A 17,708-nucleotide genomic window follows, 5' to 3' on the forward strand; every position below is an offset into this window, starting at 1 on the left:
TCGCCAAATCGTGACGGAATAAGCCAAGACTACCCCGAAATCCGCCAAGAGGCGAGTTACTTTTCTATAATTCACTCCACGCGAGATAGAGCGGTCCCTATATGGGCTGCATCTTTTGCTATGGAGCCAAGAGGCCAGTACCCTAACGACGACCGGTCGGATTGTCCGGCGTGGCTTCATTGGTGCGTGGCAGCTGAACCGCGCCGATCGTACCGAAGATCTGCTCCCAGAAGCCAAGCTCTCGGCCGCGAGTTGGCGTTTCACGCGACGCATAATTCACGATCTGGCCAGCATCCTGATCATATTCGACGACTTCTTCTACTTTGTCGTCTTCACCAAAGCGTATGGCGACAACGCTGCGAGTTTTCACCTTCGGGTTCAGATACGCAATGCGCTCCTGAAGTTCGGACATGTAGATCCAGGTGTTCTCGTCAAAGATGCTGGTGGTGGAGGGCGACCCAAGTTGGGCCAACACGCTGGAGCGAGTATCTTCGCCTGGCTTCATTTCGCGAGGCTGAGCTTCGTCCGCCACATAGCCGTGATAATCGCGCGATGGCGTCAAGCAAGCTGTAAGGGGCAGAGCCAGTAGTGACAGTGCCAGTATCGCACATCGCGACATAGGACTACTCCTGTTAATTCGTTCTGAAAGACCTAGCTGTTGGTGGCCGGTCTTGGCAAGCGAAGGAGTGCAGGTGTGGTCGGGTTTCGCAATCTCTGGAGTGGGCGGGGGGGCACGGTCCAGGCCTCAGCCCACATGCTGTACACAGACCTCGCCGCCGCCGCGCTGCAGCCGGTCTTGTACGAGCAAGGGGCGGCGCGGGACACATTCGAGGGCCGTGCTGCGATGATTACGGCAAACGCCACATTGGTCATACGGCGTTTGAAGCACATCGACTCGGCCCGCGCACGAAAGATCGCCGAACATGTGAATCGTCTGGCGCTGGATGGATTTGACGCAGCGTTCCGCGAATTGGGGGTCGGTGATTCGTCTATTGCTCGCAAAGTTCGAAAACTGGCGGAGCTGCACTATGGTCTCGGCAAGGCCTTTTTGGAGGCCTTGAGCGTTCCTCATTCAGAGATCCATCAAACCGTGTCTGAATGTGCCAAACGAAACGGGATAAGCGAACCGGGCCGGGAACCCCTGCTTGCGGCCTTTTTGTTACACAACGCGACGTGCTTTGCCGCTGCAGCGGACGACGATGTGCTCGCCGGCAAATTGTCCTGGCAGCTGCCGGGTCAAGATTAGCCATCGTTCACATCCCCGGCGTTGCCAATGACAGAGGCGCGCCGTAAACACCGAAAAGTATCCCGAACGAACTGGTGGAGCACGGAAGCCCAATGGCCCAAGGCCTAATACTGGCAATTGACGCAATGGGGGGCGACCAGGCCCCCGATGTGACGGTCGCGGGCGCAGAGCTCTTTCTTGCGGCGCGTCCGGATGCCTCCGTGCGTCTGCATGGTGACGAAGCTCAGCTGAAGCCGCTCCTGTCCAAACCGTCGGAGCGTATCGAAATCGTTCACACCGATCTTCATGTGACCAGCGACATGAAACCCAGCCAGGCCCTTCGGCGCGGCAAGGGATCCTCGATGTGGAATGCTATTCATGACGTTAAAGATGGCCACGCGAGCGCTGCAGTTTCGGCGGGCAATACGGGTGCCTTGATGGCGATCTCCATGCTGGTCCTGCGCAAGATGGATGGCGTGCACCGTCCGGCAATGACCGCGGCGTGGCCGACTCTTCGGGGGCGGAGCGTCGTGTTGGATGTCGGCGCGAACCTTGAAGCAGACGCGGCACAACTCGTTACCTTCGCGATTATGGGCGAAGCTTATGCACGCGCCATTCTTGGCATCGAGAAGCCGACCATAGGTATCCTCAATATCGGCTCCGAGGAGATGAAGGGGCATGACGAGATCCGTGAGGCGCACGAATGGTTGCGCAATTCCGGGCTCGACCTTGCCTATCATGGCTTTATCGAAGGCGATGACATTTCATCGGGTACCGTCGACGTCATCGTGACTGATGGTTTTACCGGAAATGTCGCGCTCAAGGCTGGTGAAGGCGTTGCCCGAATGTTGGGAACACGCGTGCGTGAAGCGCTGACAAGCAGCGTCCTGTCCAAGGTCGGCGCATTGCTCGCCATGGGTGGTTTGAAAGGTCTGCGAGAGCAGATGAACCCAAGCAATGTAAATGGCGGTGTGCTATTGGGCTTGGGCGGCGTATCAGTCAAAAGTCATGGCGGCACAGACAGTCGAGGCTTTGCCAGGGCTTGCGAGTTGGCAGCAGATCTCGCGGCAAGTCACTTCAGGGATGAGGTTGCGGCCAATCTCGAGAAAATCAGAACGAAAGGTATGGCGGCCGAATAGGCCGTCCTATTGATAGGCAAGACATGGCGCGGCGCAGTTTTATCCGTGGAACCGGCAGCTATCTGCCAGAGAAGGTCCTGACAAATGAGGACCTGTCGAAAATGGTCGAGACGACCGACGACTGGATCGTGGAGCGCACCGGAATTCGACGTCGACATATTGCCGCTGACGGCGAAGTCACGTCCGACATTGCGGCCGCAGCGGCGAAACGTGCGCTAGAGGCTGCAGGCCTTCAAGCGAGCGATATAGACCTGATCGTGTTGGCCACCACCACGCCCGATCAGACATTCCCCGCGACCGCCACCGCTGTTCAGGCCAAGCTCGGCATGGATCATGGCGCAGCTTTTGACGTTCAGGCGGTCTGCTCAGGTTTCCTGTTCGCGCTCGCGACCGCCGATTCCATGCTTAAGCAGGGCCTGTTCAATTCCGCGCTCGTGATTGGAGCTGAAACCTTCACGCGCATTCTGGATTGGTCAGATCGGGGAACTTGCGTTCTTTTCGGCGACGGCGGCGGTGCGGTCGTGCTGCAAGCTGAGGAGTGGACTGGCGCTGATGATGCCGGGATAATCACACATCATATACGGACCGATGGTACGAAATCCGATCTGCTCTATGTAGATGGTGGTGTAAGCTCGACGGGAACGATCGGTCACGTGCGTATGGAAGGAAACAGGGTATTCCGCCATGCTGTCGCCAACATCTCCTCGGCGATCCAGGCCGTGCTGGATGAAACTGGTCTGAGCTCTGAGCAGATTGACTGGTTTGTTCCTCATCAAGCCAATAAGCGCATTCTCGACGCCGTGGCGAAACGGATGAAGATTGATGACGAAAAGGTCATCATCACGGTCGACCAGCACGCCAACACATCTGCAGCGTCCATTCCGCTCGCGCTGGATCATGCCGTTCGAACGGGCCGCGCTAAACCGGGCGACTTGATTCTTTCGGAAGCAATGGGCGGTGGATTTTCCTGGGGTGCGAGCCTTTTCCGCCTCTAGCCTGATCCTCAAAAATCAGCATTATCAAAGAATTGACGCAACGGTTTCGCTAGGGATCCGTTAACGAAACGCGTTTAACCATTAACCAGAGCGGGAGAATCCCATGAGCAATCAGACCGTCACCAGGGCAGAAGTCACGGATGCCATAGTCCGCGAAGTCGGTGTGACTCGCCAAGAGTCTTCGGACTTGTTGGACAGAACGCTGGAATTGATCGGGTCGGCTCTGGAAACTCAGGATGAGGTCAAGCTCTCTCGCTTCGGTAATTTTGTGGTGCGATCAAAAGCGCCACGGGAAGGCCGCAACCCGAAAACCGGGCAGGAAGCTGTCATCGCCGCTCGCCGCGTCGTCACCTTCCGCCCTTCACCAATGTTGAAATCATTGGTGGACCACAAATAGTCAGGAAGGATCCCTCATGTCGGCAAACCGAGCCCGCGTCACCAAATCAGCTCAGGCATTCCGTTCGATTGGCGAGGCTGCAGGCGAGCTTGGGCTCGAGACACATGTGATCCGATATTGGGAAACCAAATTCACCAAGGATGTCCGTCCGATCAAGCGCGCCGATGGTCGCCGCATGTTCCGTCCGCAGGACCTGGATGCGCTTCGGGCCATCCAGACTCTCGTGCACGAAAAAGGAATGACGCTCAAAGGTGCCAAGGCATTGCTTGCCGAGCAGGGTGTCCCAGCGGTCCTCTCCGGAGCAGCAACGCTCGGCACGAGCCCGGCGCGCGAGCTTCAGAAAAGCGTGGCAGACGCGTTCCGGGCTGATGTGGCAGCTGAAGTATCAGGCGATCCCAGAGAACGCCTTCAGGATACATTGGTCGAACTGAAAGATCTGAAAGCCCGGCTCGACGCGGTTCGCCAGACTCGCGCAGCCTGAACCCACATAAGACATTGCGGAATATTGGCGGCTTGGGTACAAGCCGCCGGTGTCGGAGCGTGGCGCAGCCCGGTAGCGCACTCGCCTGGGGGGCGAGGGGTCGTAGGTTCGAATCCTATCGCTCCGACCATTCACCGCCCAATCCAATCCGGAGATTGAATTGGGCGTGAAGTGGCGGCATCCGGGCCGGACTATTCTTCTTTAAAATCCACACCATCAACTTTGCCCATGGCCGCAAGAGCGAAGGCATAATCGAGCGCGATATCCTTCAGGCCTTCGAAGCGACCGGATGCACCGCCATGGCCGCCTTCCATCTCGATGCGCAGAAAGTAAGGGCCAGCATCGGGCGCATCGTGGCGCAGGCGTGCAGCCCATTTTGTGGGCTCCCAATAGGTGACACGCGGGTCCGACAGGCCGCCAGTGATGAGCATGGGCGGATATGGCTTGTCGGCTACATTGTCATATGGGCTATAGGCCATGATCGTGTCGTAATCTTCGGCGGACGTAAGTGGGTTGCCCCATTCCGGCCATTCCGGCGGCGTCAGCGGCAGGCTTTCGTCAGACATGGTATTCACAACATCGACAAATGGTACGGCTGCGATAATGCCGCCAAACAGTTCCGGGTCCATGTTTGCGACCGCGCCCATGAGAAGTCCTCCGGCAGATCCGCCATAGGCAACGATGTTGCCTTCAGACGTGTAGTTTTGATCGACGAGATAATGTCCGGCCGCGATGAAATCCTTGAACGTGTTTGATTTCTTTTCGAGCTTGCCGTCGAGATACCATTGATACCCCTTGGACATGCTGCCGCGAGGATGCACAATCGCATAGATCACGCCGCGGTCGACAAGGCTGAGTCGGCTGGTGCGGAAATCAGCTGGGTAGGTGATTCCGTATGATCCATACCCATACAGCAACATGGGCGCCGAGCCATCAACGGGAGTTGATTTGTGGCGCAGTAGCGTGATCGGCACCTCCACTCCGTCCCATGACGGCGCCATCAATCGCTCGGCAACATAATCTTCTGGTTTGTGGCCCGATGGCACTTCCTGCGTCTTGCGAAGCGTGCGTTCGTGTGTGTTCAGATCATAGTCGAATACCTGGTCCGGAGTCGTTGGAGATGAATATTCAAATCGCAGGATTGGCGTCGCAAAATCATATCCGCTATCGAGGCCCAGCGAATATGCCGCTTCCTCGAAATTGATCCTGTGGCTGGAGCCGTCCTCACGCGCCCGAATAACGATCTGTGGCAGGCTGTTCTCGCGCTCCATGATGGCGAGAAAGTCCTTTTGGGGTTGTATTCCCAAGATCAAGGTGCCCGGACGGTGCGGAACTACTTCTTGCCATGCATCGCGACTGGTCGACTCCATCGGGGCACGCATCAATTTGAAGTCCACGGCGCCGTCGAGATTGGTATAGATGTAGAACTGATCGTCCCAGTGGACGACATTATACTCATTGTCGGTTTGGCGCGGCGCGATAATTCGGGGCGCCGGATCTGCCTCGTCGGCGGGAAACCAGTAAACCTCCGATGTCGTGTGACTGGACGCTCCAATGAAAATAACTTCTTCGCTCGCACTCTTGTTAATGCTGAGAAAGACTCCCGGATCGCTTTCCTTGTAGACCAGAGTGTCTTCGCCAGTTTCGAGATCTCTCTGCCAAACTGAATCCGGTCTCGCGTTTTCGTCGCGATGGATCCAGTAAATCCGCTTGCCATCGGCGCTCCACTCAAACGGTCCATAGGCGTTTTCAATGCCAACGCCTTGATCTTCGCCAGTTTCGATATTCTTTAGACGAATTGTATAAAACTCACTGCCTTGCGTATCCGTCGCATAAGCGATCAGACTGTGGTCCGGTGAGGTATCAATACCGCCGAATGAGAAATAGTCCTCTTCCTTTCCAAGTGCGTCCCCGTCCAAAAGGATGGTTTCTTCAGCATCGGGGTCAAAGGCCTTTTCGGCAGGTTTTCTGGCTATAATCGGATACTCGCCACCCTCACGGTAGCGGGTGTAGTATGCGTAAGGACCGTCAATCTCGGGAACCGAGCTGTCGTCTTCCTTGATGCGTCCTCGCATCTCCTTGAAAAGTTCATCGCGCAGGGCAGTGGTTGGAGTCTCAAGAGCTGCCTTTGTGAAAGCGTTTTCCGCTTCGAGATAGTCGCGGATATCCTGGCGCAAGACGCCTGGGTCGCGCATGACCTCTTGCCAGTTCTCATCCTTCATCCAGTGATAGGGATCGTTGCGGGTCCGCCCAACCTGCGTGATTTCATGATCAATGCGCGGGGCAACTGGCGATGTGAGGGGCGCCGCCGCTTGCGCATTTGGCGATGAGGTGTCGGCCTGGGTCAGATCGGGGGAAGGTGTTTCAGTCATGGTGCATCCGGTCGTAAGCGCCATCGCGGCAGCGCTGATCATGAAAAGGGGAAGGAGGCGCATATCAAAGACTCCGAAGCTGTGAGCAAGCCTCGATAGGAACAGCTGCTTCTGATCGTGTCTAGGCCTGTTTGGTCGGTTTGAACTCAAGAACGACGCCGTTGATGCACCAACGTTCTCCGGTGGGCGGCGGCCCATCCTTGAAAACGTGTCCCTGATGCATGCCGCAGATTGCACAATGGCATTCAGTGCGCGGCAAGATCATCTTGAAGTCGGTCTTGGTCGCAACCACGCCTTCGCTTGCTGGCTGCCAGAAACTCGGCCATCCCGTTCCAGACTCGAATTTGTGCTCAGACGACCAGAGCGGCGTATCGCACCCCTTGCAGTGAAAGAGTCCCTCGCGGTGTTCGTCATTGTGATTGCCGGGCGTGAAGGCACGCTCGGTACCCTCTTTGATACCGACGCGATATTCCTCTTCAGTCAGTATCTCGCGCCATTCGCGGTCGGACCGCTGAATCCTGTTTTTTGTCATCATGAGCTCCATGAGAGTGTTCGCGTATCATATAGGCGGTTCGGAGCATCACACCATGATAGGTGATGCAATCTGGAGGGAAAGCGGCAAAGAAAAAGGGATCGCCGGAGAGCGATCCCTTGAATGGTTTGGGAATGGGCATTGAAACTAGCCGTACAGAACCGTAATGGATTCTGCGACCAGCGCGGGGCGCTCCTGGCCTTCGATTTCCACCGTGGCTTCCATCTTCATCTGCTTGCCGCCAGCCTTCGGCTCAACCGACAGGCATTTCTGGCGCAGGCGCACCTTGGAGCCGACCGGCACCATATTCGTGAACCGGACCTTGTCGGAGCCGTAATTGATGCCGCGTGTCGTGCCGGAGACGCGCAGGACTTCAGAGCCCAGCATTGGCAGCAGCGATAGGGTCAGGAAGCCGTGCGCAATGGGGCTGCCGAGTTCCTTCGTGGCGCGTTCGACATCCACATGGATCCACTGATGATCGCCCGTGGCTTCGGCAAACATATTGACGCGATCCTGATCAATTGTGTGCCAATCGGACACGCCGACTTCCTGGCCAGCCAGGGATTCGAGATCGTCATATGCAACTGTGCGTGGGTCCGCCATGTTTTCCTCCAATTAGAAATTTTCCCTGTTTTGGCGTGCGATTGACGTCTCGGCAAGCTTGACCGAGCGGCAAGTGCAGATTGTAGCAGAGCAGGTACCGGCTGAGCTGCTCAGGATCGGAGGAAATAGGCGAGGCGTTCCACGAGCCGGTTGGTGTCTTTGTCATTCGTGAAGAGGTGCTGAGTGATGCGCAACCGGTCGCCTCGGCGAGACACAAAAATTCCTTCGGCCTTCAGGCGTGCCGTCAGGTCTTCGGGCGCAGAGTCCGGCAGTAAGGGGCAGAGATAGTGGGGGCCGCGCTCGGCCTCTGGAGGGCACAACACTCCAACTGAATTGAGCCTTTGCGACAGGTCGGCATTGCGGGTGCGAAGCGTGCGCTCCACGTTTTCGACGCCCCAATCCAGAATTGTGCGAACGGCGCTTTCGAAGGCTGGAAGTAGTGCGAAATTCGAACGCTCCCCCATGTCAAACCGTTCGGCCCCGGCTCCGAATTCGTCAGAATAGTCAATCAACCTCGCGAAATTGGAGGCGCCTTTCCGGGTGATCCAATTCTGCTCCAATGGACGGCCCGATCTATGTTTTGGGGCCGCATATAGGAAGCCGGTCGCATAGGGACCGAGCAGCCATTTGTAACCGGCGACTGCCACGAAGTCGGGTTGAACATTTTGCGTATTGAAATCCAGTGCACCGCAGCTTTGGGTCAGGTCCAGCACGAAGGCGGCCCCATAATCCCGGCATTTTTTGCCGACCGCCGCGACATCGACCAATGCACCGTCGGTCCAGCGAATATGAGCGCAAGCCACAAGTCCGGTATTGGGCCCGATTTCGTTGAGAAGACAGTCGGACAGAGTCGAACTGCCCGTGCGGGTGATGGTTTTCAGCTGGGCGCCGGTAGACTCCGCCAAGGCGCGCCACACATAAACATTCGAGGGAAACTGGTCCTCCAGGACAAGAATTTCCTGACCTTCTGCCAAGCTTATGTTGGCGGCAGCCGTGGCTAGCGCGTAACTCACAGATGGGACAAAGGCGATGCCGTCGGTGTCAGCATGGATTAATTGGGCCAGTAGGGGACGGAGGCGCGCAGTATCCGCAAAGAAGTCTGTGTCCTGAATAGACCAAGGCCGCAGCTTCCGGGCCAGTCCGGCTTTACCGGCTTCGACCGAGGCTGTCGTCATCGGTCCCATCGTTGCTGTGTTGAAATAGGCAACATCGTCCGGGATATCGAACAAATGGCGCTGGTTTGGAATGACGCTCATATTTCTTCCCTAGCGTGAAAGAAAAATGAGGGGAAGCGCCTCCATATTCTGCTCAGCCTAAACGATGCGACTTTCTTTCTTGCCCCAATAACGGTCACGGATCAGTCGCTTATACAGTTTTCCGGTCGGATGCCGGGGCAGCTCGAGGTCGAAATCCAGACTTTTCGGGCATTTGATCTTTGATAGCTCGCCTCGGCAGAATTCAAGCAGTTCCGCGGCAAGCTCATCAGATGGGACTATCCCCGGCATTGGCTGGACGATGGCCTTTACAGATTCTCCGAATTCTTCGTCGGGCACCCCTATGACTGCCACGTCGGCGACCTTGGGGTGAGTGATCAGGACATTCTCCGCTTCTTGCGGATAGATGTTCACGCCGCCCGATATGATCATGAAGGCCTTGCGGTCGGTCAGGTACAGGAAACCATCTTCGTCGACTTTGCCAACATCGCCGAGAGACGACCAGTCTGGGTGTTTGGGATTAAGTGCCGAGGCATTTTTCTCAGGATCATTATGATAATTTGGTGGGGTGGTGCCGCCGAAGTAGATCTGGCCTTCACTTCCAACCGGCACTTCATCCCCGTTTTCATCGCACACATGAAGTTCGCCGAAAATCGCGCGCCCGACTGTACCTTTGTGCTCGAGCCATTCGGCGCTTTTGGCCCATGTCATGCCGTTGCCTTCCGAACCTGCATAGTACTCGTCGATGATCGGTCCCCACCATTCGATCATCTGCTCTTTTACAGGGATTGGACACGGCGCGGCTGCGTGAATCACGAATTGCAGGCTTGCGACGTCATAGGATTTTCGGACGTCCTCCGGAAGTTTCAGAAGCTTCACGAACATGGTTGGGACCATCTGAACATGGGTCGTCTTGTGAGCCTGCACGCAATCGAGAAAGGCTTCTGGATCGAACTTTTCCATCACCACCAGCGTGGCGCCAAGGCGTGTGAACGTCATGCACCAGCGGAGCGGGGCAGCATGATAGAGCGGAGCTGGCGAAAGATAGACGCTGTCTGGTCCTGCAGCTGCCATTCCTCGTGTAATCTGAAGCAGGACATTGTCAGCATCGATAGGCATATCCCGCTCGAGTGGCGGACGAATGCCTTTCGGTCTTCCCGTTGTCCCGGAGGAATACAGCATGTCCGTACCGGCCATCTCGTCCGCGATGGGCGTCACTGGAAAGGCCGATTGATGCGTCTCCAACCGCTGGAAGCCTTCGATGTCACCATCAATGGACCAGAACTGATCAATGGCGACCAGTTGTTTCGCTTGTTTTGCAACGTCGCCTTTTCCGGCGCTGGCGATCAGGAGGGAGCTGCCGGAATCCTCGATAATGTATTTAACTTCGGGCGCCGTCAGGCGTGAAGACACGCACACAAAATACAGGCCTGAGCGTTGAGCGGCCCAGCAAATCTCGAAATAGCGTGCCGAATTCTCTGCGAAAAGCGCAATCGTATCACCGGGTTTCAGGCCGGCGTCGCGAAATGCGTGCGCTATCTGGTTCGACCGCTCATCCAGTTGTTTGAAGGTTACGGTTTCTCCGGAGGCAGCCATGATATAGGCGGCCTTGTCAGGATGGGTCTTCGCGTGGTGGCAGGGATGCATGTTTTCCTCCTGATATCGGCGGCGCTTCTGGTGAGCGCGCTCGACGGTCTGGAGGCGTTTCTAGCGGGACATTCGCATTCGTCCACGGGCAACGTCGCGTCAGCCGGGTTTATTCGGGAAAGCCTGGTGTTCCGCGTTTCTCGGGATTTTCCAGCAGATAGGCCTGTTTGAGTTCAGTCGAGCGATTGTGATTGCCTTCCGGGCACCAGCCGGGCTCGCTGACCAGGCGTCCGACCCAGCGATGAGGGCGAAATCCGTCGGATGCGCAATCCTTCAGGATCGCGAAGAATTCGTGAAATGCTATGACGAAAGGGTTATAATTGTTCAGAGGCTTCACAACACCGTAAATCGGCTTTTCGTTTTCCAACTCCGGTACGAAGGTTCCGAACATCTTGTCCCAGATGATGAACACTCCGGCAAAATTTGTGTCGAGATACCTGGCATTGGTCGCGTGGTGAACCCGGTGGTGACTGGGCGTATTGAACACTGCTTCAAACCAGCGTGGCATCCGGTTGATCGCTTCAGTATGAATCCAGAACTGGTAAAGCAGGTTCAGGCCACCCACGAAGAATATGACATAGGGATGAAAGCCGATGACGACCATGGGGAGGCCGATCCAGATAAGTCCGGTCAGTGGGCCAAACCAGGGCTGGCGTAGTGCGGTGGTCAAATTGTAGTGCGTCGAGGAATGGTGCGTCACATGCTCCATCCACCACCATCGGGCACGATGTGCGAAGCGGTGCTTCCAGTAATAGATGAAGTCATAAAGGACGAAGCCGATAACGGCTGACACGACCGTGAACGGGAGCGTGAAAATACGGAATGGCCAGGCGATCAGCATCATCCAGACGGCGAGTGTCCCAGTGAGTGTATTGATGACGACATTGCCCAGCCCCATTGTGAGGGAAGCGAGTGCATCCTTGGTGTCATATCTCCCTGCAGCACGTCCGGACTTTACCGCCCACCATTCCAGCGCGACCGATAAAATGAATATTGGCGCGGCGAAGGTCGTTACGGCGGGCAGGGGATTGAATTCCATCTTGTGGGGGTACCGTCCTACAAAGTATCAGTTGGGCTGCGCCTTGGATGGCGCTCTCGTGACGAGTTTGTGACCTCGCATGCTTCTAGACGAGTCAGTCGCTTTCACAAACGGGGTTGGATCAGTAGATGCTAACCTGCGGTTTGCCGTCGCGTTTGTAGACCGTGCCGTCCTTCATGACGAAATCCACGTCCTCTAATGCGGAGATATCCGCAAGCGGATCGGAGTCCACGGCGATAAAGTCAGCACGACAACCGACGTCGCCGCATCCGAGTTCTCCTGTTTTTCCCAGTGCTTCAGCCGACAGGCTGGTCGCAGCCTGGATGGCCTGCATCGGCGTCATGCCGAGATTGACCATGCGGGAGAACTGATTGCCGTTGTCCCCGTGCGGATAGACGCCCGAATCTGAGCCGAACACGACCTTGACTCCGGCCTTGACCGCCGCAGTGAAGCTGTCTCTCTGAATTTTAGAGATCGCCCGTTCTTTCGCGAGAGATTCTTCCAGCACGCCGTTCTTCTCGCCTTCAGCCAGCGTGTATTCAGTGTTGTAGATGTCCATCGACAGATAGGTGCCGTTTTCCTTGGCGAGGCGGATTGTGTCTTCGTCAAGGATGCTGGCATGTTCGATAGTGTCGATGCCCGCGAGGATCGCGTTCTTGATACCGATCGTGCCATGTGCATGGGAGGCGACCTTGATGCCGCGCGCATGAGCCTCTTCGGTGATGGCCGTCAGCTCTTCCAGCGTGCCCTGTGCCGCGCCAAGGCTGGTGCCTTTCGAAAACACGCCGCCCGTGGAGCAGGTCTTGATCAGGTCGACGCCGTATTTGATGTTCCGGCGAACTTTTTCCCGCATTTCCCAAGGGCCTGTGGCAACATTCTCGCCTGTGAGATCATACTCGGATGGCAAGAGATTGGTGTCCGAGCAATGTCCGCCCAAAATGCCAACCGGAGGCCCGGAGACGTACATGCGTGGGCCGGGGACATCGCCTTCATTGATTGCGTCCCGAAGCGCAACGTCGCTGTAGCTGGAAGCGCCGACATTCCGCACGGTGGTGAACCCTGCGAGCAAGGTCTTGCGAGCATTCTTGACGCCCGTAATAGCTTGGCGCTCATCTGAAAAGCTCAGCGAGAAATAGGCCGGATCTTCGGGATCCGAGGTTAGGTGGGTGTGCATGTCGATGAAGCCGGGCACCAATGTCGCATTCTTCAGATCAATAGATGTGGAACCTGACGGTTTGCGTAGCTTGTTCGCCGTCCCTCGCGCCGTGATGACCCCATCTTCAATCACGAAGACTGGCCGGTTCACAGTTTCCGCGGTCACTGGATCTACAAACTTGCCAGCCGTGAGATAAAGGGTCTCAGCTTCGGCAGGCAGCGAAAGCAGCGCGATGGATGCACCGGTTAGCAGGGCTGTCAGTTTCATCGTGAAGATCCTTTGAATGTGAGGACTGGGTTTATCGAGCCGCGCCTGCGGCAAGGTCAAGCGTTGGGCTGAATGCCGCTGGGTAAGTCTTGACGAATGCTGAGGCACAGGCAGCTTGGGCCCGGAAAATCATCACAAGGGAGGCCAGCCGTGGCGCAGCCAAAAGAATTTGAACAGATCATCCTCGATATCGAAGAAGGTATCGCGACCCTGACGCTGAATCGCCCAGCCAAGATGAATGCCTTCACCGGCAAGATGATGTACGAAATGATTGAGGCGTTTGATATTACGGATGCCGACGACAATGTGCGTGTCGTCATCGTGACCGGCTCAGGTGATCGGGCGTTCTGCGCCGGGGCAGATCTGTCCGAAGGTGCCAAAACGTTCGACTATGACAAGCGTGCCGAAGGTGGCGAAGTTGGCCGGACCGACGATGTGGACATCCAGCGCGATGGTGGTGGCCGTGTGACACTGCGTATCTTCGACAGCTTGAAGCCTGTGATCGGCGCGATCAATGGCGCAGCCGTGGGTATTGGCGTGACGATGCAGCTGCCAATGGATATTCGCATCGCATCAGACAATGCGCGATTTGGATTTGTGTTTAATCGGCGGGGTATCAATCCGGAAGCGGCCTCCAGCTGGTTCCTGCCGCGTCTGGTCGGCATCTCGCAGGCATTGGAATGGTGCTATTCCGGCCGCGTTTTCCCGGCACAAGAAGCAAAGGATGGCGGGCTCGTGCGGTCAGTCCATCCGCAATCTGAACTGATGGATGTGGCGCGCGCCATGGCGAGAGAGATCGCTGACAATACGGCCGCAGTATCAACCAGCCTGACTCGCCAGATGATGTGGCGCATGCTGGGCGCAAGCCATCCGATGGAGGCGCACATCGTGGATTCTGCGGCGATCTACTCCCGCGGCAAAACGCAAGACGCCAAGGAAGGCGTGATGAGCTTCCTTGAGAAGCGCAAGCCGGTCTATCCGGTTAAGGTCTCGGATGGCATGCCAAACTTTTATCCGTGGTGGGACGAGCCCGAGTTCAAATGGATTGGCGGCAAGGACTGATCCGGCAATGACCCCTGAATTGAGGATGATCGAAACGAACGGACTCCGCTTGCGCGTAGCGCTGGCGGGGGAAGGGCCGTTGGTCGTCCTCGTGCATGGGTTTCCTGAGAGCTGGTATTCTTGGCGACACCAGATCAAGGCATTGTCCGAGGCAGGTTACAGCGTGGCCGCGCCGGATGTGCGCGGTTATGGTGGGTCCGATCGGCCTCACGCGGTCGAAGCTTACGATATGGAAAGCCTGACCGCAGATATTGCCGAGCTTGCCGAGGCCTTGTCTCCGGCTGCGCCGGCGGTTGTGGTCGGGCACGATTGGGGCGCACCGATCGCTTGGAATACGGCGCGGCTCCATGCCGACCGGTTCCGGGCAGTCGCCGGGCTGTCGGTGCCCTATGTGCCGCCGGGCGATGTGGTTTTTATCGATGCGGCCCGCACCTTCTTCACAGAGCGTGGCCGTTTTTTCTATCAGGTCTATTTTCAGGATGAAGGTCCACCTGAAGCAGAGCTAGAAGCCGATCCCGCCGAAACGATCCGAAAGTTCTATTACGCGATTTCAGGTGACGCGCCCGAGGGGACCTGGCCGGTCGACAAGAAGCATGGTGACACGCTGCTTCACCGACTGCCGGAGCCGGACATGCCGCTGCCTTGGCTCAGTGATGAAGACGTTGCCTATTATGATGCCCAGTTCCGTCAATCCGGGTTTCGTGGCCCGCTGAACCGGTACCGCAACTGGCATCGCGATCATGCTTACCTGAAGAGGCACCCTTCTTCCGCTGTGATCGCTCAACCTTCTCTCTACATCGGGGGCACCAAGGACCTGGTTCTGAAGATGTACCCCGGCGACATGGTCGCAGCGATGAAAAAGAGCCTTGGCGATCTGCGCGGCGCTGAACTGCTTGAGGGGTGCGGGCACTGGACTCAGCAGGAACGGCCTGAAGAGGTGAATCGCCTGCTGTTGGACTGGCTGGGCCAGCTTTAGTCGCTATTCGTCGAAATCGCTTCCATAGCCTTGCTGGTCGCGGGAGAGATCTCCGAAGCGGGTGATGTTCGAGTCAAACGCCAGTTCTACGCGGCCAATCGGACCGTGACGTTGCTTGCCGATGATGACCTCGGCCTTGCCATAGACCTGGTCCATGCGCTCGCGCCATTGGCTCCATTTTTCGTTCGAGGAGGGATCGCTCGGATCGGCGCCGGGCTCGGTTCGCGACAGGTAGTATTCTTCGCGATAGACGAACATGACGACGTCAGCATCCTGCTCAATCGATCCCGATTCCCGCAAGTCAGACAATTGGGGGCGCTTGTCGTCGCGTTGTTCAACGGCACGTGAAAGCTGCGACAGTGCTATGATCGGTACGTTGAGGTCTTTCGCAAGCGCCTTCAGGGAAGTCGTGATTTGCGTAATCTCCTGGACCCGGTTCGCATTTGCGTTGCCGCTGGTGACTGTAATCAGCTGCAGATAGTCGATCACGATCATGTCGAGCCCGACAGAGCGCTGCAGGCGTCGGGCGCGAGCGGCCAGTTGGCTGATCGAGATACCGCCTGTATCGTCGATATAGAGCGGCAGGTTTTGAAGCTCTTCGGTCGCTTCACGCAGTCGTTCAAAGTCGCTCTTGTCGAGATCGCCCTGACGAATCCGATGGGTAGTGATGCCAGTCCGCTCGGCGATGATCCTTGTTGCGAGCTGTTCGTTCGACATTTCCAGCGAGAAGAAGCCGACAATTGCGCCGTCTACAGTCTTCTTCGAGCCGTCATCTTGCACTTCTGCGCGATAGGCCGCTGCGGCATTGTAGGCAATGTTGGTTGCAAGAGAGGTTTTCCCCATTGAGGGGCGCCCGGCAAGGATGATCAAATCAGATCGGTGCAGTCCGCCCAGCTTCTCATCGAGATCGCGCAGCACGGTCGGGATGCCGGCAATCTTGCCTTCGCGCTTGAACGCAGCTTCAGCGTTCTTGAGAGATTCTGTCAGGGCTTCGGAGAAGGTCGTGAAACCGCGACCCGACGAGCCGCGCTCTGCGAGGTCGAAGAGCTGCCGTTCAGCCAGTTCGATCTGGCGTTCGCCATTTTCTTCCGGAGTCGGGTTCAAGGCGCGACCCGTCAGTTCGCTGCCGATGCCGACCAGCGACCGTCGCATGGCAAGGTCGCGGATCATCCGTGCATAGTCGCCGACTTCCGGGCCAAAGGCTGCTGAGTCGAGCAATTGCTCCAAATACCGGGCGCCACCAATTTCAGTGAGTTTTTCAGCCTTTTCGAAATGCTCGCGCAGCGTGACGCCGTCTGCAATGCGGCCCTGCTGAATCATCGTTGCCGACACGTCGAACAACTCCTGATGCGCTGGCGCATAGAAATCTGAGGGCCGCAGGATATCTGCCACGCGCTGGTAGGCGTTGTTGTCGAACAGGATGGCACCCAGCACTGCGGCTTCCGCCGACAGATTGTGGGGCGGCGCGATTGTGGCAGCGGGGGCATCATCTAGAGGCATGCGATTCTTTTACCTTACCTGCGACGCGAATTCATCGCCTTGATGCGGATTGAGCTGCGCAATTCACCGTCACTTCACAAAAAAAGGGCCGCGGCTGTGGATAGCCGCGGCCCTCAATTCGAATTTGCAGAAGACTATTCTTCGTCTTCGCCGCCGGCTTCGGCGCGCTCAGCAGCAGCTTCGGCGAGTTCGCCAGCCTGCTCTTCAGCGAGTTCCTGGTTTGCAGCCTGGAGCGAAGCAACGATGTCCTCGCCTTTCTCCTGGCGTTCAGCCTCTTCAGCGGAGCGGGCGATATTCGCCTGAACCGTGACGGTGACTTCTGCGTGCAGGCGAATTGCAACGTCGTACAGGCCGATGGCCTTGATCGGACGGTTCAGGCGTACACCCGAGCGTGGTACGGCGTGACCTGCCGCTTCAGCCGCATCAGCAACGTCGCGAGCAGTAACCGACCCATAAAGTTGCCCCGTATCGCCAGCCTGGCGAATGAGCGTGAAGACGGTGCCGTTCAGCTTTTCAGCTTCGGACTCGGCAATTGCGCGAGCTTCTGCGTTACGAGCTTCAATGGCTTCGCGCTCAGACTCGAAGCGAGCCCGGTTACGATCATTGGCGAGCAGGGCTTTGCCCTGAGGGATCAGGAAGTTCCGGGCGAACCCGTTCTTCACATTCACTTCTTCGCCGATTTTGCCGAGGCGTTCGATGCGTTCAAGAAGGATGACTTGCATGTTCGTGTCTCCTTACTTCACTTCGAACGGAAGCAGGGCCAGCATGCGGGCGCGTTTGATCGCCTGAGCAAGCTTGCGCTGGTTCTTGAGGTTTACGGCCGTGATGCGGCTGGGCACGATTTTCCCTTTTTCAGAGATATAGCGCTGCAGCAGTTTCACGTCCTTGTAATCGATTTCCTGTGCGTTCTGACCGGTGAACGGGTCGACCTTGCGGCGACGTCCGAACGGACGGCGAGCAGGAATGTTCGTGATGTTCAGTTTCTGAGCCATTTCGAGTGTCCTTCCCTAGTCGCGACGACGGTCTTTGCGAGAGAGAACCGGCGACGGCTCATCACTCAGGGCTTCAACGCGGATCGTCATGTAGCGCATGACGTCGTCGGA

18 protein-coding genes and 1 tRNA gene are annotated in these 17,708 nt (G+C 57.0%); 8 read left to right on the forward strand and 11 right to left on the reverse strand.

Features of this window, described 5'->3' with window-relative positions:
- Positions 1 to 142 precede the first annotated feature (142 nt).
- A complete protein-coding gene (locus B2344_RS07605) occupies positions 143 to 619 on the reverse strand; it encodes an outer membrane protein assembly factor BamE (protein WP_034815402.1) in 477 nt (158 codons plus the stop codon).
- A gap of 135 nt (positions 620 to 754) precedes the next feature.
- Here B2344_RS07605 and B2344_RS07610 point away from each other — a divergent pair, with 135 nt between their 5' ends.
- The 6 genes from B2344_RS07610 to B2344_RS07635 all read left to right on the forward strand — a co-directional run bounded on the left by B2344_RS07610 (position 755) and on the right by B2344_RS07635 (position 4,367).
- Positions 755 to 1,246: a ubiquinol-cytochrome C chaperone family protein gene (locus tag B2344_RS07610; RefSeq protein WP_290484947.1), complete on the forward strand. Its 492-nt coding sequence runs from the start codon at positions 755 to 757 to the stop codon at positions 1,244 to 1,246.
- Between the two features lie 92 nt (positions 1,247 to 1,338).
- Entirely contained in the window at positions 1,339 to 2,364 is a 1,026-nt protein-coding gene (plsX, locus tag B2344_RS07615) for a phosphate acyltransferase PlsX (RefSeq protein WP_290479484.1), read from the forward strand.
- A gap of 23 nt (positions 2,365 to 2,387) precedes the next feature.
- Positions 2,388 to 3,359 carry a beta-ketoacyl-ACP synthase III gene (locus B2344_RS07620; protein WP_206990538.1) on the forward strand — a complete coding sequence of 324 codons (972 nt, stop codon included), beginning with the start codon at positions 2,388 to 2,390 and terminating at the stop codon, positions 3,357 to 3,359.
- A gap of 103 nt (positions 3,360 to 3,462) precedes the next feature.
- The gene (locus tag B2344_RS07625; protein ID WP_034815398.1) at positions 3,463 to 3,756 is read left to right on the forward strand and encodes an integration host factor subunit alpha; all 294 of its coding nucleotides are present in this window, start codon (positions 3,463 to 3,465) and stop codon (positions 3,754 to 3,756) included.
- A 16-nt stretch (positions 3,757 to 3,772) separates the two neighbouring features.
- Positions 3,773 to 4,237 (forward strand): MerR family transcriptional regulator, encoded by a 465-nt coding sequence (locus B2344_RS07630; RefSeq protein WP_290479483.1) that lies wholly within the window; start codon positions 3,773 to 3,775, stop codon positions 4,235 to 4,237.
- 53 nt (positions 4,238 to 4,290) lie between these two features.
- Positions 4,291 to 4,367 (forward strand) — tRNA-Pro (locus tag B2344_RS07635).
- A gap of 61 nt (positions 4,368 to 4,428) precedes the next feature.
- On the opposite strand, the gene B2344_RS07640 is transcribed toward B2344_RS07635, so the two are convergent.
- The 7 genes from B2344_RS07640 to B2344_RS07670 all read right to left on the reverse strand — a co-directional run bounded on the left by B2344_RS07640 (position 4,429) and on the right by B2344_RS07670 (position 13,067).
- Complete coding sequence (locus B2344_RS07640) at positions 4,429 to 6,672, reverse strand: S9 family peptidase (RefSeq protein WP_290484948.1); 2,244 nt, start codon at positions 6,670 to 6,672, stop codon at positions 4,429 to 4,431.
- 58 nt (positions 6,673 to 6,730) lie between these two features.
- Positions 6,731 to 7,144: a peptide-methionine (R)-S-oxide reductase MsrB gene (gene msrB / locus B2344_RS07645; RefSeq protein ID WP_290484949.1), complete on the reverse strand. Its 414-nt coding sequence runs from the start codon at positions 7,142 to 7,144 to the stop codon at positions 6,731 to 6,733.
- A gap of 144 nt (positions 7,145 to 7,288) precedes the next feature.
- Complete coding sequence (locus tag B2344_RS07650; protein ID WP_034815688.1) at positions 7,289 to 7,744, reverse strand: MaoC family dehydratase; 456 nt, start codon at positions 7,742 to 7,744, stop codon at positions 7,289 to 7,291.
- Positions 7,745 to 7,854: 110 nt separating this feature from the next.
- On the reverse strand, positions 7,855 to 9,000 hold the full coding sequence (locus B2344_RS07655) for an aminotransferase class V-fold PLP-dependent enzyme (RefSeq protein ID WP_290483776.1): 1,146 nt from the start codon (positions 8,998 to 9,000) through the stop codon (positions 7,855 to 7,857).
- Between the two features lie 57 nt (positions 9,001 to 9,057).
- Positions 9,058 to 10,605 carry an acyl-CoA synthetase gene (locus tag B2344_RS07660; protein ID WP_290479480.1) on the reverse strand — a complete coding sequence of 516 codons (1,548 nt, stop codon included), beginning with the start codon at positions 10,603 to 10,605 and terminating at the stop codon, positions 9,058 to 9,060.
- 109 nt (positions 10,606 to 10,714) lie between these two features.
- Positions 10,715 to 11,644: a sterol desaturase family protein gene (locus tag B2344_RS07665; RefSeq protein ID WP_290483775.1), complete on the reverse strand. Its 930-nt coding sequence runs from the start codon at positions 11,642 to 11,644 to the stop codon at positions 10,715 to 10,717.
- A 121-nt stretch (positions 11,645 to 11,765) separates the two neighbouring features.
- Positions 11,766 to 13,067 (reverse strand): metal-dependent hydrolase family protein, encoded by a 1,302-nt coding sequence (locus B2344_RS07670; protein WP_206990533.1) that lies wholly within the window; start codon positions 13,065 to 13,067, stop codon positions 11,766 to 11,768.
- Positions 13,068 to 13,217: 150 nt separating this feature from the next.
- Here B2344_RS07670 and B2344_RS07675 point away from each other — a divergent pair, with 150 nt between their 5' ends.
- Both B2344_RS07675 and B2344_RS07680 read left to right on the forward strand, forming a co-directional pair.
- On the forward strand, positions 13,218 to 14,129 hold the full coding sequence (locus B2344_RS07675; RefSeq protein ID WP_290483774.1) for a crotonase/enoyl-CoA hydratase family protein: 912 nt from the start codon (positions 13,218 to 13,220) through the stop codon (positions 14,127 to 14,129).
- A 7-nt stretch (positions 14,130 to 14,136) separates the two neighbouring features.
- Entirely contained in the window at positions 14,137 to 15,105 is a 969-nt protein-coding gene (locus B2344_RS07680; RefSeq protein ID WP_290484950.1) for an alpha/beta fold hydrolase, read from the forward strand.
- A 3-nt stretch (positions 15,106 to 15,108) separates the two neighbouring features.
- Here B2344_RS07680 and B2344_RS07685 read toward each other — a convergent pair whose 3' ends face one another.
- The 3 genes from B2344_RS07685 to rpsR form a co-directional block, all read right to left on the reverse strand.
- Complete coding sequence (locus B2344_RS07685) at positions 15,109 to 16,605, reverse strand: replicative DNA helicase (protein ID WP_034815385.1); 1,497 nt, start codon at positions 16,603 to 16,605, stop codon at positions 15,109 to 15,111.
- A 134-nt stretch (positions 16,606 to 16,739) separates the two neighbouring features.
- Complete coding sequence (rplI, locus tag B2344_RS07690) at positions 16,740 to 17,327, reverse strand: 50S ribosomal protein L9 (protein ID WP_290483772.1); 588 nt, start codon at positions 17,325 to 17,327, stop codon at positions 16,740 to 16,742.
- Positions 17,328 to 17,339: 12 nt separating this feature from the next.
- Positions 17,340 to 17,597: a 30S ribosomal protein S18 gene (rpsR, locus tag B2344_RS07695; protein ID WP_034815380.1), complete on the reverse strand. Its 258-nt coding sequence runs from the start codon at positions 17,595 to 17,597 to the stop codon at positions 17,340 to 17,342.
- Positions 17,598 to 17,708: the final 111 nt, after the last annotated feature.

The organism is Hyphomonas sp. UBA3195 (genome assembly GCF_002366485.1).
Classification (GTDB): domain Bacteria; phylum Pseudomonadota; class Alphaproteobacteria; order Caulobacterales; family Hyphomonadaceae; genus Hyphomonas.

Bases quoted from the DNA above. Each gene is read 5' to 3' on its own strand.
- B2344_RS07685 (WP_034815385.1), bottom strand. From the start codon at position 16,605: ATGCCTCTAGATGATGCCCCCGCTGCCACAATCGCGCCGCCCCACAAT.
- B2344_RS07625 (WP_034815398.1), top strand. From the start codon at position 3,463: ATGAGCAATCAGACCGTCACCAGGGCAGAAGTCACGGATGCCATAGTC.
- B2344_RS07670 (WP_206990533.1), bottom strand. From the start codon at position 13,067: ATGAAACTGACAGCCCTGCTAACCGGTGCATCCATCGCGCTGCTTTCG.
- B2344_RS07605 (WP_034815402.1), bottom strand. From the start codon at position 619: ATGTCGCGATGTGCGATACTGGCACTGTCACTACTGGCTCTGCCCCTT.
- B2344_RS07680 (WP_290484950.1), top strand. From the start codon at position 14,137: ATGACCCCTGAATTGAGGATGATCGAAACGAACGGACTCCGCTTGCGC.
- B2344_RS07620 (WP_206990538.1), top strand. From the start codon at position 2,388: ATGGCGCGGCGCAGTTTTATCCGTGGAACCGGCAGCTATCTGCCAGAG.
- B2344_RS07660 (WP_290479480.1), bottom strand. From the start codon at position 10,605: ATGCATCCCTGCCACCACGCGAAGACCCATCCTGACAAGGCCGCCTAT.
- B2344_RS07665 (WP_290483775.1), bottom strand. From the start codon at position 11,644: ATGGAATTCAATCCCCTGCCCGCCGTAACGACCTTCGCCGCGCCAATA.
- B2344_RS07640 (WP_290484948.1), bottom strand. From the start codon at position 6,672: ATGCGCCTCCTTCCCCTTTTCATGATCAGCGCTGCCGCGATGGCGCTT.
- B2344_RS07655 (WP_290483776.1), bottom strand. From the start codon at position 9,000: ATGAGCGTCATTCCAAACCAGCGCCATTTGTTCGATATCCCGGACGAT.
- B2344_RS07650 (WP_034815688.1), bottom strand. From the start codon at position 7,744: ATGGCGGACCCACGCACAGTTGCATATGACGATCTCGAATCCCTGGCT.
- B2344_RS07610 (WP_290484947.1), top strand. From the start codon at position 755: ATGCTGTACACAGACCTCGCCGCCGCCGCGCTGCAGCCGGTCTTGTAC.
- B2344_RS07630 (WP_290479483.1), top strand. From the start codon at position 3,773: ATGTCGGCAAACCGAGCCCGCGTCACCAAATCAGCTCAGGCATTCCGT.
- rplI (WP_290483772.1), bottom strand. From the start codon at position 17,327: ATGCAAGTCATCCTTCTTGAACGCATCGAACGCCTCGGCAAAATCGGC.
- rpsR (WP_034815380.1), bottom strand. From the start codon at position 17,597: ATGGCTCAGAAACTGAACATCACGAACATTCCTGCTCGCCGTCCGTTC.
- plsX (WP_290479484.1), top strand. From the start codon at position 1,339: ATGGCCCAAGGCCTAATACTGGCAATTGACGCAATGGGGGGCGACCAG.
- msrB (WP_290484949.1), bottom strand. From the start codon at position 7,144: ATGATGACAAAAAACAGGATTCAGCGGTCCGACCGCGAATGGCGCGAG.